The organism is Sorangiineae bacterium MSr11367, assembly GCA_037157805.1.
In the GTDB taxonomy this organism is placed as follows: Bacteria; Myxococcota_A; Polyangia; order Polyangiales; family Polyangiaceae; genus Pendulispora; species Pendulispora rubella.
In genome coordinates this window covers 380,932-396,621 of the sequence record CP089983.1, presented here as the reverse complement: position 1 = coordinate 396,621, position 15,690 = coordinate 380,932, and the positions used below count along the sequence as shown (strand labels likewise).

Here is a 15,690-nt window from a genome sequence, read left to right as displayed (position 1 = left end):
TCAAATATGACGATGGTCTTTCCCATGAGATGACGATCCTCAGACGGACGAGCCCAACATGGGCCGGCTCCAGCGTTTCTGTTCGCGCTCGTAGGTGGCGCGCACCGCCGTGGAGATCCCGGAGATGCGCAGGAGCACGGTGCCATCCGGCGCTATCGCCACACATTGCCCGCCCGCGGAGCGAGACCAGTGACGAAGGGTGACGCCGTCTCCCCAATGCTCCCTCCACGCCTTGTCACTCCCGAGCTCCAAGAGCTCGACCGACGCGATCGCCGTCGGCACGACGAGGGCCAGCGACCCGGGGCGACGGCCGTCGAGGATCACGGTGCGAAGCAGCGCGTCGAGCGCGATGCTCGGGATGGGGAGCCCGTCCAAGGGGGCGTCGATCGGAGGGAGCGACAGGGACGCGGAGCCGCCGTCCTCGTGCAGCGAGACCCGTCGCATGTTGGCGAAGACGCCCGAGAGGCTCACGGGCCCGTTCAGCCCGTACACGTCCGGAACCTCGACGGTTTGCGTAGGTTGCGACGCCGACGAGAGCCGCTCCCTCGGGGCGCGCGCCTCGGCGAACCACACCTTCATGCGCGTGTACTCTTGGGAGGGCACGGCCCCTTGGGGCGGGCTCGCGATCGTCACGTGCACGCAGCCCGCCTCCTGGGCCTCCTGGCTCGCCGTGATGACGACGGGGCGCGGCCAATGGCTGAGCGGGGCGCGAAGAAAGCGTGACAGCACCATGTCCGTGATTCGAATGGGGATCTGCCCCGGGGCGAGCCCGTTGGCCGCTTCCACGGCCATGGCCATGAGGAAGGTGCCAGGCACCGTCGGCCGCTCGTCCACGAGGTGCTGGAGCAACCACGGGTGCCGATCGAGGCCCAACTGGAACCGCCACGTGGCCTTGCGCCCATCGCGCCCGTCACCTTCGCACGACTCGGGCTGCTCGGGCAGAAACACGCTGGAAGGCGGCGGCGTGAGGGAGGGCGCGAGCGAGGCTTCCCGCAACCCCGGCGCCTTGAGGTGCAGCGCGGCCCATTCGGCCTCCCCGAGCCACGTGGTACCGAGCCCCGAAGGTCGACGTCCCGCGAGCTCCGTTCGGAAGAACTCCGTGCCTTGTGCGTCCGTGAGCTGCGTATAGTCGCCAAGCCCGCTCTTGAGCGGATCGCCCGTCACGTATTTCGCGGCCAGCCCGGACTCCACCCATAGCCCCGACATCAGGGCGACCTCGTCACGCCCTTCGGCGCGGGCGTTCGCGGCGGCGAGCTGGATGTACTCGTTGCCCGCGTCGTAGTCGGCCTCCCCACGCATCCCGAGGATCGCTCCGACGGAGCTCAAGGAGCACCACAACGAGGGCATCGGGTTGGACGGCTGCGAGTGCTTCGCCAACGCGCTCCGCAGATAGCGATCGCCGAGCACCTTCACGTCCCGTACGAAACGATAGTCGGCGAGCGATTTGCGCGCGAGGGCCGCGCTCCGCACCAAGCCGGCGCCGTGGACCACCACGTCCACCCGGCCGTGCGTCGCGACAATCTCGTCGATGACCCGATGGACGGCCTCCGCATCCTGCACGTCGCACATTCGGTAATGAACACGGTCGTGCCCCCAGCGTTGCTGCATCTCCTGGATGGTGCGGGCACGCTCGGCGTCACGCACCGCGGCCTCGTAGCGGCGATTGAGCGCGGCGGGTTTCTCGTTCGGTGACTGCTGCATCCACTCGCGGATCGCCTGCGCCTTCGGCGGCAAACTCGTGGGCGCATCGGGGGCGAGGGCGGGCCCCGTGCCGAGCAACCAGACGGCCCGAGGGCGGGAGCCCGAGAGCAGCTCTCGCACGAGCTGCGCCGTCAACCCGCGTGCGCCCCCCGAGGCCACCACGACGGGCTCGTCGACGCCGAGCCCACGCGCCTCGTCGGTCGGAGGCGCCGTGGGCTCGAGCCGGAGCTCCAAGCGGCTGCCCCCCTGGCGGTAGGCGATGGGGAGATGGCGGTGAAGGGCGCTCTCCTCCGCGAGCTCCGAGAGCCCCTGGGAAATGTCGCGCGTGTCCGTCGCCAAGACGAAGATCTGCGCCCCGAGCAGCTCGCGCTCCAAGCTGCGCGCCATCCCTCCAAACAAGCCCACGGCCGGACGGGGCACGTCCCCGGCGAACGCGTCGAGCAAGAGCATGCCCATGCTACCGCCCTCGTCGAGGCGCGCCGCGCAAGCTTGGGCTGCGCCGAAGGCGGCGTCGTTGACGGCGAGCACCCGTTGAAATCCGACGTCGTCGCTCGCCGCCGTGCCCAAGAGGACGATCCGCACGTGACCAAAGGTCTGCCCCGACGCCGCAATTTGCTCCGCGACCAAGGAACCCGTGCCAAGGCGCACGCAGAGGCACGACTCCGGCACGGCCCGCGGTGGAAGCGCCGCGAAGTCATCGCAAACGACGACGCTGTTCGGAGGGATCGCCTCCAACGCCGCCCGCACGGCTCGGGCCCGAACGGCACGCAAGGCCAATTGGTGGCGCTGCATCACCTGCCCGAGCGACGGCGCGATGCTCGCCGCGGGCGTGATGGTGATGGCAGGCGTGTGCGCGTCCTCCCAGGGCAAGAGCGTCGAAGTTCGGTTGGGATCGTGCATCGCGCGTAAGAACGCGACGGCACCTTCGGCGCCGTGGTAGACGCGCTGATCCGAGACGCTGGCCCGCATGCTGCCGCTCCTACCTTGGCCGGCGCGATCCAGATCCACCCGGGCGAGGATCGTCAATCCATGCTCGCGCGCGAACGACTCCCGGGTGAGCATCACGCCGACGGCGGCTTCGGCCGACTCGCGACCTTCGTGGGGCTTGGCATGCTCCGCGGCCGCGCTCACGCCGAGGGCCAACGCGACATCGATCTCGCGGTCGCGCAAGCTCCGCGCGGACGTGAGCAACGCTGACGCGAAGGAGTCGAGCCCGGCGTCCAAGGTCATGTTGGGGCCGTGCAGATCCAAGCGTTGAGCGATTCGCGCCGCGATGATGTTCGGCATGATGCCGGGATACGAGTCCTCCTTCGCCGCAGGGATGGCCTGTTGGATCGGCGCCGTGAGGCGCTGCTCGAACTCCGGGATCGATGCCCCGAGGTGCGTGGCCAGCCCGGCGAGGTAGGAGCGCATATCGTGGCGCACCGCGGCCCGGGTCGCGCCCGAGTGCCCCACGAATACACCGCAGCGATCGACCCACTCGGGCGCGAGCGGGCGCTTTTCGGTCAGCATGTCCGCGCACCGCACGGCCATCAGCTGGCTGCGATCCATGGCTTCGATGGCCGACGGTGCGAGCCGCATGTGCACGGGGGAAGGCATGGGGTAGTGCTCTCCGAATGCCGCGGGCCACGCGGGCTTCGCCCCCGAGAGCCACTGCTGCACGGCTTCGTTCCCTGGCTCCCCAGGCAAGTGGGCGGACCATGCGACGCAGACGATCGGATCGAGGGGCTGCGCGCGTGGAGACGACTCACGGCGCGGTGGCGCATCGGAGATCATCAAGTGGGCATTGGTGCCACCGAAGCCCATGGCCGACACGCCCACGGTGCGCGACTTCTGCTCCTCCGCCGGCCAGGGGATGTCCGCGCGGGGCACCGTGAAGTCGGTCGCTTCGAGCCCCTTGGGGAGCTCCTCGAAGCCCGACTGCGCGGGGATGATCTCGTGCTGCAGTGCCATGAGCGCGTGCACGGCGGAGACGGCGCCCGCAGCCCACCCCGTGTGGCCGAACGTCCCCTTGTTCGAGCTGACGGTCCACACCTTGGCTTTGCTCTCCTCACTCAAGCTGGCGAGCACGGACAGCTCCGTGCGATCGCCCGTGGGCGTCCCCGTGGCGTGCGCGATGACCCAATCGACGTCCTCGGGTGTCACGTGGGCTGCCGACCATGCCCGACGCAGCGCGATGCGCTGACCGGCGGGGTTCGGGGCGTAGATGGCCTTGCCTCGACCATCCGACGAGCCGCCGAACCCGGTGATGAACCCGAGGATCCGATCGCCGTCGGCCGACGCCCGCGCGTAGGTCTTCAACGTGAGGAGGGCGGCGCCGTCGCTGAAGAGCACCCCGTCGGAGGCGCGATCGAGCGGTCGCACCGCCCCCGAGCGCGACAACCCACGCAATTTGGAGAAGAGCACGAGGTTGTTGATGCTGAGTGCGAAGGCACCGCCGCAGAGCGCCACGTCGGCCTCGCCCGCACGCAACGCGCGTACGCCGACGTCGATGCTGTAGAGGGCCGACGAGCACGCGGTGTCGAGCACCACGATTTCGGTGTCCGAGGGGAGATCGACGGCGGCTTGGCGCGCGATGCTGTAGGGCAAGACCTGCGCGGGCTCGTCCACGGCCAAGGGATAGAGCGCGCGGAGCCGCGCATCCAACGCCTCGTCGCGATGAGGCAGATGCCGACGCACCTCACGGAGCACGAGGCTCTGTTCGAGGTGATGGCTCCCGTCCACCGTCAGCCCCACGGCCAACACGTGCCGATCGCCGGGGCGGATCGATACGGACTCCGAAGCTTGCGCGATGCAATGACGCAGCCAGAGCGCCGTGAGCTCGTGGGGCTCTTTCTCCTTTCCCTGGAGGGACGGGTGGGGTTGAAATGCCTTCATGAACCCCGACACCCGCGAATAGGTGCGATCGGGCGTCTGCGGATCGGGGGACCAGATGTCTTGAATGTCCCACCTCTCCCCAGGCTCGCCAAACACGGGCTCCCCTTGCCGCAACAGTTCCCAGAAAGCTTGGGGCGAGCTCGCGCCAGGCACCGCGAGCCCCATGCCGACGACGACCACGTCGTCTTCCTGCGCCGTGGGGAACGAGACGGGCTCCTTCGAGGCTCGAGCCAACGCGCCGTCCACGACCAGGCATTGCCCCGTCGTCCATGGCGCCGCGGGCCCCGCGAGGTACCGCAACGCCTCCACCCAAGCGTCCTTGACGTCGTCGATCCCCACGATGGCCAACGCGTTGACGCAGATGCGACTTCGCGCCATCCCCGCTCGCGCAACGGCCTCGCGCAGCGCCGCCAAGGCGCCATCCCGCTCATCGCTCGCCATGGATCGCACGAGCACGACGCTCCGCGGATGCACACCGCTCCAAGCCGCCTGAACGTCCTCGGGCACGAACGGTATCGCGTTCCCCAAGGCCACCACCACCACGTCCGCCTCGGACGATGGTCCACGCACCACACGATCCGTAGGGAAGGCTGCGGCCATGCGCTCGGCGAGTGGCACCTCGCCAGAGATGGATACGATACGGTTCATCATCTGCCTCCTGCGAACGAAGCGGCCTGCGCCAAGGACTCCGAGATCATCCCCGCAAGCTCACGGAGCGTGTTGTGAGCAAAAAAACGGCCCTGCTTGATGGCGTCTTGCAGCTCGAAGATCGAACCGACTTTGCCGATCATCTCGGTGCGCTTGAGGGAGTCGATGCCCAGATCCGCCTCGAGATCCGTATCCGCGAGGACCGCCTCCACGGGAAACCCAAGGTGGGACGCATAGATCTCGCGGAGATGAGAGAGCACGCCGCCCACGTCGGAGGTCGGTGCGACGATCCGAATCTCACTCGAGATGGGCTTGGGGGCCTCTGCGGCGCCTCCCATCGCCTCCACGACCAGCGCCCCGAGCTGGGAGAGCGTCGTGTGCGCGTGCAGCCGTCCATCGTTCACGCTCTCGGGCAATGCGAATTCCGCGCGCACCTTGGACAGCATCTCCGTGCGCTTGAGCGAATCGATCCCCAGATCCGCCTCGAGATCGGCGTCGACGGAGATCACCTCTTCGGGGAAACCCAAGGAGGCCGCGTACAGTTGCCGCAGCTTCAAGGCAACGGACTGCACAGTCGGAAGCGCCGGCGGATCATGGGCAAGCGCCACACCGTTCACGCCATTGGTGTGAGATAGCGCCTCCACGACCAATGCCGCGAGCTGGGAGAGCGTCGCGTGCGCGTGCAGCCTCCCATCGTTCACGTTCTCGGGCAGCGCGAATTGCGCGCGCACCTTCGACAGCATCTCCGTGCGCTTGAGCGAATCGATCCCCAAATCCGCCTCGAGGTCGGCGTCGACGGAAATCGCCTCTTCGGGGAAACCCAAGGAGGCCGCGTACAGTTGCCGCAGCTTCAAGGCAACGGACTGCGCAGTCGGAAGCGCCGGCCGGGGGACCACCGTGAGCACGGGCTTGGGCGCTTGCACGGGGTCGGCCTCGCGCGGTGCCACCTCCGCCACCTCCGCCACTTCCGTCACGTCAGGCACACTCGCCCGCACGAGCGACGCGAGGCCGCTGCGTCCACATTCGACGAAAGCCCCCATCCCTTCGGCGTGGAGCGCTCGTACGGCGCCAAGGAAGTCCACCTTGGTCGTGAGGTGCTTCACCAGAAGAGCGACGCAGTCCGTCGCATCGGTGACGAAGTCCCCCAGCACCGGAGAGTACACGGCGTGGCGCAGGGGGCGCTGACGGATGCGGGATGCGGACGCGGCAAACGCCTCCGCGGCCACGGCAAGCCCCGGGCTGTGGAACGCATAAGGAGACGGCAACGTGCGCACGCGAATGGACATCGCCTCGCAAAGGCGTTGCGCCGTGTTCAACGCCTCGAGAGGCCCGGAGAGGACCGACCATTGGGGTGCGTTGACGACGGCGACGCACGAGTGACGATCGCCGATCGTCCCCACGAGGTGTGCAGCCCGCCGCTCGGAAAGCTCCACGGCGAGCATGCCGCCGGGTGGGACCTCCGCGCTTTTCAGGGCCTCCGATCGCAGGCACACGAGCCGCGCCCCGTCGGCGACGTCAAAGCCTCCCGCCACGGTCAGCGCGGCCAACTCGCCCAAACTATGTCCTACGAGCACGGAGTCTCGCTCGGCATCGTGGCGGCGATAAAAGCTCCCCACGGCGGCGGCAAATACCGTCAATTGCAGCGCGAAAGGATCGGTACGCGCCAGCTCGGCGGCCTTGGGAGCCTCTGCGTCGAACAGGGCCCGCCCGACACCAGGGTGGCCAAACTCGGCAGCGACGGAGTCTATGGTCGCCAAGGCGTCCTCGAGCCGCGATGAACGCGCGAAGCGCTTGAACATTCCAGGTTGGTACGCCCCTTGTCCACCAAAGAAAAAAACGGTCGGTGCCATATCAAGTCCTCGTTTGGTGATGAGAAGAGCCAGGGGAACGGCCTAGAAGCGGTATTCCCTCGAGCACGTTCTTGCGCGGCGGCGGTCCTTCGATCACGTCACGGCAAGACGGTGAAGCAGAGTTCCTCGGCGCGGTTGAATCGAACGGCGCCACACGCTTCTGGAATGCTTAATTTAATATGAGAGACAGGAAACCTAGTACGTTAAAGGAAACCGGGAGCACCTGCTCGTTCAAGTCATCGCTCCTCGTGAAACCCGTCGGCGGTGCTCGTTCCTCCAAATTCGATGCCAAGCGTCGAGGCGGTTCCCCACTCGGCAAAAACGAGGGCATTTCAAAGGACGTTGGAGCGTTCCGGCCGGTGCACTGGCCCGATCCGTCCAGAGCCCCCTGCGCAGTAGCAAAGCCAGGGCCGTGCACGCCAGGGTATGAGCGCGCACCCATGGGCGGCCAAATGCGAATCGTTCGTAAGACGCCTTCCAACCCCACACGGGCTCCGGCCCTCTTTCAGACGGAGAACGTTTTTTGAACCTCGTCGTGAAACGCGAATGGGAGCGAAGGTGGTCCGAATGGTGGACTCGATGTCTCGAACGACCGGTGCTCGAGAAGTCGAACGTATTCGTGCTCTTGGGCGTCGATAGTGGCGGTGGAATGACCCTCGAGATCGGGCAACGACGGGAACGACATTTACAGCGTGCGCTCACGGCATCTCGTGGTAGCCATTACGTCGAGCGGCTACGAAGGTGGATATGAGCAGGCGCTCGAAGACTATTTAATCACTTGAATTGCGATGTACGCAATGTCGCAACCGCAAAGGCGAGACTGCCGTGCTCGACCCAGATCACGCCAGCGGTAATCTCCAAAGGGACGAATCAAGAAAGTCCACTCAACGATGTCGAACATCATTGCAAAAATAAACCGTGGAGTTAATACCTTCGGGAAGGGTCGGACATCTCCGGTTCGATAGCGCGGACCAGGTTTCAAGTTTCAAGAAACCCACGACGCATTCGAACGTATGCCTCCTCGATAAGGGCTCTTCCCTGCCCCATGCCTCGGGGGGAGCCGACCGTATGTGTACGAGGTGACGGCCCGTCGCTTCTTCTTTCTTGCGTGTGACGTATGTGATCGCTTGGCTTCGTGCGAGTGCGCATTCGGCCCCCCAAACAAAGTTCTAGACATGACGAGGTGGTGTCCATGACGACGGTTTGTACGAAGTACGTGCCACACATTGGTGAGTTTTCCCTCCGTCCATTGCAGCTTTCTTCGGATATCGAGAAGGTGCACGAGTGGGTTCGCACCGAGTACTCGAAATTTTGGGGACTCGTGGGCCAGTCGATCGAGGATGTCGAGAATGTTTACCGAGAGATCGTGAAGCATTCTTATGTATGTCTGGGGTTGTTCAATGGTGAGCCGGCATTCATCACCGAGTTTTACCGGCCCACGGAGATGCTGCTCGGCCGGTACTACGACGCGCTCCCGAGCGATCGCGGCGTGCACCTGCTCGTGGGGCCGCAGGCGAAGTTCGTCCCGGACTACAGCTGGCACATCTTCACGATGCTCATGGACTTGATGCTGGATGACAAAGACGTCCAGAGGATCGTGGCCGAGCCGGACGCGTTAAACTGGAACATCCACCGCTTCCTCGAGCGTGGAGGGTTCGAATGGCAGAAGCTGGTGAACCTGCCCGACGATCCTGCTCAAGGAATAGGCGCCAAAACGGCTCGACTCTACTTTTGCTCGCGGGCTCAATACGCCACGGCGTTGGAGCGCAAAGGCGGGGGCGGGAGTGTGCCCCTGGCCATCTCTCCCCAGGAATCGAAGAAGCTCTTCAATGTCGGGCCCCGCGCGCCCTCGCCGGTGAAGCTCTCGCCCGTCCACGCCGTCCACGTCGAGAGCAGCCCGGCGCCGAGCTTCCCGTTGGCGGGGGCAAACGATGGTCTCGCCGGCATCGCGGGGGGGCTCACGCACATCTCCCGTGGCGTGAGCGCCGCGCGAGGGCTCCGTGGACCGTTGCCGGTGGGGACGCCGAACGAAGTCTTCTCGAAGGTGTCCAAGGCGCTCGGGCCCGCGTTCCTCCGTGAGCGGGGCATCGGCACGGACGCCGCGCTCCAGCAGATCGCTTCGATCTTGCTCGAGCACGGGATCCACCTCGCCCACCCGCACGCGGCGGCGCACTTGCAGCCACCGCCTCTCGCGGTGGCGGTCGCGACCGATGTGCTCGTGAGCGCCGAGAATGGCTCGCTCGACACGTACGACTCGGGCCCCGCCGGCATCGCCATCGAGCAATGGGTCATTCGCTCGCTCACCAAGCTCGCGGGCCTGGAGGATCACGCGGGGGGCGTGTTCACGCCGGGCGGCTCGCTCTCGAACTTGCAGGCGCTCTTGCTCGCACGCGACGCCATGGCCCACAAGCTCGGTGTCGATGTGCGAAAGCACGGCGTGGCCGGGCTGCCGCGCCCCATCGTCTTGTGCTCCGAGCATGCGCACTTCTCGGTGCATCGGGCGTGCGCCACGCTCGGACTCGGCGAGGGGACGGTCCTCGAGGTGCCGACCGACTCGAAGCATCGAATGCGCCCCGAAGCCCTGCTCTCCATCCTGCAATCCCTGGGATCGAGCGTCACGCCGGTGGCCATCTTCGCCACGGCGGGAACGACGGACTTCGGCAGCATCGATCCGCTGCGCGCGCTGTCCAACATCGCCCGCCAATTCGGCGCTTGGTTCCACGTCGACGCGGCCTATGGCTTCGGCGCGCTCTATTCGGAGCGCCTCGCGGAGAAGCTCAAAGGGATCGAGCTCGCCGACTCCATCACGGTCGACTTGCACAAGATGGGGTGGCAGCCCGCGGCGGCGAGCGTGTTGCTCGTGCGCGATGCCAAATTGTTCCAGCCTTTGGAGCGCTCGGTCGACTACCTCAATCCGCCGGACGACACACGCGCGGGCTACGACGGCCTGCTCGGGCGCTCGCTCCAAACCACGCGGCGCGCCGACGCCGCGAAAGTGGCGGCGACCTTCCTCGCCTATGGCCGCCAGGGCCTCGGGGCGATGGTCGATGCATGCCACGATCTGGCGCATTACGCCGAGCGACGGATCGGTGAGCACGAAGATCTCGAGCTCGTCGCGCCCGCGTCGCTCACGACGGTCCTCTTCCGCTACCGCGGCTCGTCGCCGAGCTCCGTGCTCGACGACTTGAACGCGGAGCTACGCCGCACCCTGCTCGCCTCGGGCACGGCGCTCATCGGACGAACGACGGTACGGCTCCAGGGCCGCAGCGCAACCCCGAGCACGTGCCTCAAATTCACTTTGCTCAACCCGAACAGCACGCCCGACGACATCGATCGGCTCATCGATGCGGTCGTCATGTGCGGCCGGGCACAGGAAGCGCTCTTCAACGCGCGGACCAGCAGGACCGTCGTACCGCCCCGCGAGATCGTGCTGGAGGAAGCGGTGGGGCAATGAACCGTCCCTCCGCCGAGCCCCGCCCGATCGACATCGACGTCGTCGCCATCGGGTGCGGCCCGTTCAACCTGGGCCTCGCCGCGCTCGCGAGCCATGTGGAAGGCCCGAGCCTCGTCGTGCTGGAGTCCGAAGCGGAGCTCCGTTGGCACCGGGGCATGATGTTCGACGACGCGATGCTCCAGGTCAATTTCCTCGCCGACCTGGTCTCGCTCATCGAGCCGAGGCACCCGCTCTCGTTCTTGTCGTACTTGCACGACAACGACCGCTTGTATCCGTTTTACATTCGGCAAGCGTTCCACTCGACCCGCAAAGAATACGAACACTATCTGCGCTGGGCGGCGGCGAAGCTTCCGTCCATCCAATTCTCCCACCGTGTGGAGAAGATCGCCTGGCATCCCCGCGAGGAGCGCTTCGTGGTGCATGCCCTCCACGGCGCGCGCGGCGAGCTCCGGCTGTTTCGTGCGCGCGACTTGGTGCTCGGCGTGGGCACCGAGCCCTCGATGCCCCCGTCCCTCGCGGGGCTCCCTCCGGGCAAGGTCCTGCACACGGCCGATTACCTTCGGAGCGGAGAGCGCATCGACGGCGCGAAGCACGTGACCGTCGTGGGCTCCGGGCAATCGGGCGCGGAGGCGGCGCTCGATCTGCTCCGCCGAAACCTCACGGGCGGCCCCGCCATGAGTTGGCTCACGCGCACCGTATCGTTCGCGCCGCTCGACTACACGAAGCTCGTGCTCGAGATGACGACGCCTGCGTACATCGATCACTTCCACGGGCTCCCCCAAGAGAAGCGAGATCGTCTGCTTGCCGAGCAATGGCGTCATTACAAAGGCATCTCCACCGCGACCTTGGAGCTCATTCACGACGCGCTCTACCGGCGCGATCTCGAAGAAGGACTCGCGCCCGTCGAGCTCCGATGCGGCATCACCGTCGAGGGGGCTGCGCCCGCGCGCAACGGCGGTGTCCTGTTGTCATGCCGCGATCGGGACTCGGACCGCGTCTTCGAGCACGAGACGGATCTCGTCGTCGCCGCCACCGGCTACGTCCCGAGGAGGCCCGCGTTCCTCGAGCCCATGGAGCACCTCGTGCGCCGCGACGACAAGAAGCGCTACATCGTGCGCCGCGATCACTCGGTGGAGCTGGACGAATCGGTCTCCGGACGCGTATTCGTCTCCAACGCCGATCTGCATAGCCACGGCGCCGCCGCACCCGATTTGGGAATAGGCGCCTACCGCAATGCCATCATCCTGAACACAGTCGCCGGACGCGAGCTGTACCGCCTCCCGCGACACACCGCCTACACCACCTTTTGAGGAGTCTCCCTGATGGATTGAACAGGAAGACGGGAAGACGGGAAGATTTTTTGATTGTGAGAAGGTGCTCAGAGGAAACCCTCCTAAACCTTCCCGTCTTCCCGTCTTCCTGTAATTCTCTCTCCTTGCTTATTTCGAATACTTCTCGATCCAGCCGAGCACTTCTTCGTGCCAGCGCTTCGAGTTTTGCGGCTTGAGCACCCAGTGGTTCTCGTCCGGGAAATACACGAACCGCGAAGGAATGCCCCGCCGCTGCAACGCGGTGAACGTGGACATGCCCTGGGTGTCCACCACGCGGAAGTCTTTGCCGCCGTGGATGACCAAGGTCGGCGTCTTCCACTTGTTCACCAACTTCATCGGGCTGTGTTTCGAGTAGCCCTCGGGGTTGTCCCAGGGCGTACCGTGGTGCTCCCACTCGGGGAACCAGAGTTCTTCCGTGTCGAAGTACGCGGTGGTCTCGTCCAGGTTGCCGTCGTGGCAGACGAGCGCCTTGAAGCGATCCGTATTGCCGTTGATCCAATTGATCATGAAGCCGCCGTAGGAAGCGCCGAGCGCCACCATGCGGGACTTATCCAAATAGGGATACTTGGCCAGGGCCGCGTCGGTGCCCTTCATGATGTCTTCGTACGGTGCTCCTCCCCAGTCGTTGCGGATGGCATCCGTGAAGGCCTGGCCGTATCCGGTCGAACCGTGGAAGTCGATCATGATGGCGGCAAAGCCACGCCCCGCGTAAATCTGCGGGTTCCATCGGTAGTGGAAGTGGTTCCCGAAGGAGCTCTGCGGCCCCCCGTGAATCAGCATCGCCGTCGGCACCGGACCGCGCGCGCCGTGCGGCTTCACGATCCAGGCGTGCACCTTGTCGCCCTTGGCGCCGTCGAAGGTGAACTGCTGCGGCTCGCCCCAATCGATCGCAGCCACGCGCGCATCGTTGAAATGCGTAATCGCTTTCGGCGTGCGTCCGTCGAACCCGGAGACCCAAATCTCGGCCGGGTTGGTCAAGGTATCGCGCAGGAACACCAGGCGATCCCCCGCGACCTGCACGTCGGCCACCGTGCCCTCGGGCACCAGCGTGGTCACCTTCCCGCTGTCGGGAGCAATCGCGAAGAGGCTTCGATGCCCCAGGTTGTCGGCCGTCGCATACAGCGTCTTGCCATTGCGGCTCCACGAGAGATCGGCCACCGAGCGGTCCCACGCCTCGGTCAGCACCTTCGATTGACCGCTCTTCCAATCGAGAAGGACGACGCGGCGGCGATCGGCCTCGAACCCCGCGCGGGTCATCGCCAGGTACGCGACCTTCGAGCCATCGGGCGAAAACACTGGGTGCGTATCCTCCGCCGGGTTCTTCGCCGTGAGCGACACCGGCGCCGCACTTCCGTCGGCGGGAACGCGCCAGATGTCGATGTTCGTCGACCATGCGGCCTCGCGCCCCACTTGCTTCGACGCAAAGACGACGGTCTTCCCGTCGGGCGAGATGGTCACCTCTTCGGAGCCGCCGAACGGCCCGGGCGGTGCGTCGTACGGGGAGCCCTTCATCAGATCGATCGGCGGCCCGTCCGGGCGCCAGACGAAGAGGTGCGTCCGCTTGCCATCGTCCCATTTGTCCCAGTGGCGGAACATCGCTTGGTCGAAGGCCATCACCTTGGAAGGCGACTTCGCCTTCGCCTCGTCGCGCTTGGCCGTCTCCTCGAGCGTCGCCGCGTCGGGGTAGACCTCCATGGCCACGAGGAGGCGTTTGCCATCCGGGAACGGAATGGCAAAATCGATGTCCACCGGCAGCGACGTCACCTGGCTGGGTTCACCGCCCTCGAGCGGAAGGCGATGCACCTGCATGGATCCACTTCGCCGTGAGATGAAGTAGATGCTCTTTCCATCGGGTGCGAAGCGCGCGCCGAAGTCGCCCTCGGGGTGCGTGGTGAGGCGGCGCACCGAGGCACCGTCGACGGTGGCCAGCCAGAGATCCGTGCGGCGGCGGTTGGCCGCGACATCGGCGGTGGAGACCGTGAAGACGACGAGCTTTCCGTCGGGCGACACGTCCAACTGCTCGAGACGCTCCATCGCGAGCATGTCATCGACGTTGAACGCGTGGTGCGGTCCAGCGGCGGCCGCGCGCACTTCCGGTAAAATCGGACTGGCGACTTCGACGGAAGGGGCCTGCGGGGCCGTGGGGGTCGTGCTGGCGCAGGCAGCGAGCGCGCAAGCGAACAGAGGTAGCAGAGGGCGCGGCATATGCATCGTGCGCCTGTTTACAACAACTCAGCAATGCCGTCGATATTGGCACAATGGACTTTTGGCCATTTGGCTGTAAGCCCCGGGTTCGGGTGTGCCCGAAACCTCGTCCTTACTTGGGAGAGCGGCGTAGTTCGAGCCGGTGTTTTCGTATGAGGCGCGCCAAAGCATGGCGGCTGGATAGGCCGAGGGCGCGCCACGCATGTTCGATGACCCCGTTGTGGGCGTCGAGGCAAGCTTGGATCCGCGTCGGGCTCAGGGAATCTTCGTCCTCGGTCGCGACGGGCAGCTCGCCGGTGCTCGTGTTGGCGCTGATGTCCGGGCTGGTGTCCATCTCCCTGCGGCCGGCGCCGGCGGGTACGTCCAGGCGGTCGCCGAGGCTCGACATCACGGACTGCCACACCAAGGTGGAAAGCTCGCGCGCGTGCGTCGTGTACGGGTGGCGCAGCAGCGCCTTCACGAAATCGGCCGAGACGCGCGGGGTCGTGCCATCCATGAAGCGGGCGACGGCTTCGGGATCGCTCGCGCGGATGCCCCGCAGCACGTGGGCGAGAAGCAGCGGAATGTCCTCGCGGCGTTGGCCGAGGCCCGCGAGCTCGATGCGGAAAGGCAGACGCGCGAGCACGTCTTGTTTCAGGGCCGTGAGCGCGCGGTTCGTGGCCGCGATCAGGCGGAAGTCCGCGCGGCGGGGGCGCGGCTCGCCCAGCCGCGTGTACTCGCCCGCATCGAGCACGCGAAGCAGGTGCGCTTGCAGCCCCGCGGGCAGCTCCGCGAACTCGTCGAGAAACAGCGTCGACTCGTGGGCCTCGCCGACGAGGCCCGCACGCGCCTCCATGCCCGCGTTGGGGTAGTTGCGCGCGTTGCCGAAAAGTTCTGCATCGATGAGCCCCTCGGGCAACGTCGCCGCGTTGCGCGAGACCATGGCCCGGGTCTGCCGATCCGAGAGCGCATGCAGCGCCCGCGCAACCAGCTCTTTGCCGGTGCCGCTTTCGCCGCGCACCAGCACGTGGCCCGCGCGCTTGGCCACGAAGGCCACGATTTCGCGCATGCGCCAGGCCTCGGGCGACTCGCCCACGATGCCATGCGCGTCGGCCATGCCGAATTCGAACGGCGGGTACGCCCGCAACGCGCTCGAGTGCCCCACCCAGGCGAGGCGCTCCACGCACATGAGCAGCACCTGCCCGCGCAGCTCGATCAGATCGCCCGGCCGCACGCGCAGCTCGGCCACCTCGTGCTCGCTGTTTTCGCCGAAGAGACGGCAACGGCCCACGTTTTTCACGTTGAGCACGGCTTCGCCCGGCTCGCGCCGCACCTCGAGCTGCTCCCGTGAAATCCGCTGGGACTCGAGCGGCCCGGCCTTGGTGACCTCGCCCGGGCGCTGCCGGAAAAACGTGACCCTCGGGCGCACGTCCCCAGGGCCGGGCTCGTGGCTGCGCCCGAGCACGTAGACGTCTTTCTCGGCCGTGAGCAGCGCAATCTCGCCCACGCGATGCGGCTCGGACGACGACCACACGACGATGAACCCAACGTCTTTGCGCTCGCGGGCGCCGTCGTTTCCCGTCAGTTCGGAGTCGTCCGTCGACGTCAGTGTCGTCGTGGTCACCAGGCTATCCTACGTCTATAC

Annotated in this window: 6 protein-coding genes; 2 read left to right on the top strand and 4 right to left on the bottom strand. The window is 66.3% G+C overall.

All coding sequences use genetic code 11. From position 1 onward, the window contains the following. Positions 1 to 39 precede the first annotated feature (39 nt). Together LVJ94_01620 and LVJ94_01615 are read right to left on the bottom strand one after the other, a co-directional pair. Positions 40 to 5,229, bottom strand: coding sequence for an SDR family oxidoreductase (locus LVJ94_01620; GenBank protein ID WXB05962.1), 5,190 nt, complete (start codon positions 5,227 to 5,229; stop codon positions 40 to 42). Further along, positions 5,226 to 7,025: a phosphopantetheine-binding protein gene (locus tag LVJ94_01615; GenBank protein WXB05961.1), complete on the bottom strand. Its 1,800-nt coding sequence runs from the start codon at positions 7,023 to 7,025 to the stop codon at positions 5,226 to 5,228. Before LVJ94_01615 ends, LVJ94_01620 begins: the two co-directional genes overlap by 4 nt. A 1,243-nt stretch (positions 7,026 to 8,268) precedes the next feature. On the opposite strand from LVJ94_01615, the gene LVJ94_01610 reads away from it, so the two are divergent. Both LVJ94_01610 and LVJ94_01605 read left to right on the top strand, forming a co-directional pair. Further along, positions 8,269 to 10,530 (top strand): GNAT family N-acetyltransferase, encoded by a 2,262-nt coding sequence (locus tag LVJ94_01610; protein ID WXB05960.1) that lies wholly within the window; start codon positions 8,269 to 8,271, stop codon positions 10,528 to 10,530. Next, positions 10,527 to 11,840: a SidA/IucD/PvdA family monooxygenase gene (locus LVJ94_01605; GenBank protein ID WXB05959.1), complete on the top strand. Its 1,314-nt coding sequence runs from the start codon at positions 10,527 to 10,529 to the stop codon at positions 11,838 to 11,840. Before LVJ94_01610 ends, LVJ94_01605 begins: the two co-directional genes overlap by 4 nt. Positions 11,841 to 11,969: 129 nt before the next feature. Here LVJ94_01605 and LVJ94_01600 read toward each other — a convergent pair whose 3' ends face one another. Next, complete coding sequence (locus LVJ94_01600; GenBank protein ID WXB05958.1) at positions 11,970 to 14,072, bottom strand: S9 family peptidase; 2,103 nt, start codon at positions 14,070 to 14,072, stop codon at positions 11,970 to 11,972. A 106-nt stretch (positions 14,073 to 14,178) separates the two neighbouring features. Continuing rightward, positions 14,179 to 15,669, bottom strand: coding sequence for a sigma 54-interacting transcriptional regulator (locus LVJ94_01595; protein ID WXB05957.1), 1,491 nt, complete (start codon positions 15,667 to 15,669; stop codon positions 14,179 to 14,181). Positions 15,670 to 15,690: the final 21 nt, after the last annotated feature.

Excerpts from the sequence above, each read along its gene's own strand:
- LVJ94_01605 (WXB05959.1), top strand. The coding sequence starts at position 10,527 with ATGAACCGTCCCTCCGCCGAGCCCCGCCCGATCGACATCGACGTCGTC.
- LVJ94_01610 (WXB05960.1), top strand. The coding sequence starts at position 8,269 with ATGACGACGGTTTGTACGAAGTACGTGCCACACATTGGTGAGTTTTCC.
- LVJ94_01615 (WXB05961.1), bottom strand. The coding sequence starts at position 7,025 with ATGTTCAAGCGCTTCGCGCGTTCATCGCGGCTCGAGGACGCCTTGGCG.
- LVJ94_01600 (WXB05958.1), bottom strand. The coding sequence starts at position 14,072 with ATGCATATGCCGCGCCCTCTGCTACCTCTGTTCGCTTGCGCGCTCGCT.
- LVJ94_01620 (WXB05962.1), bottom strand. The coding sequence starts at position 5,229 with ATGATGAACCGTATCGTATCCATCTCTGGCGAGGTGCCACTCGCCGAG.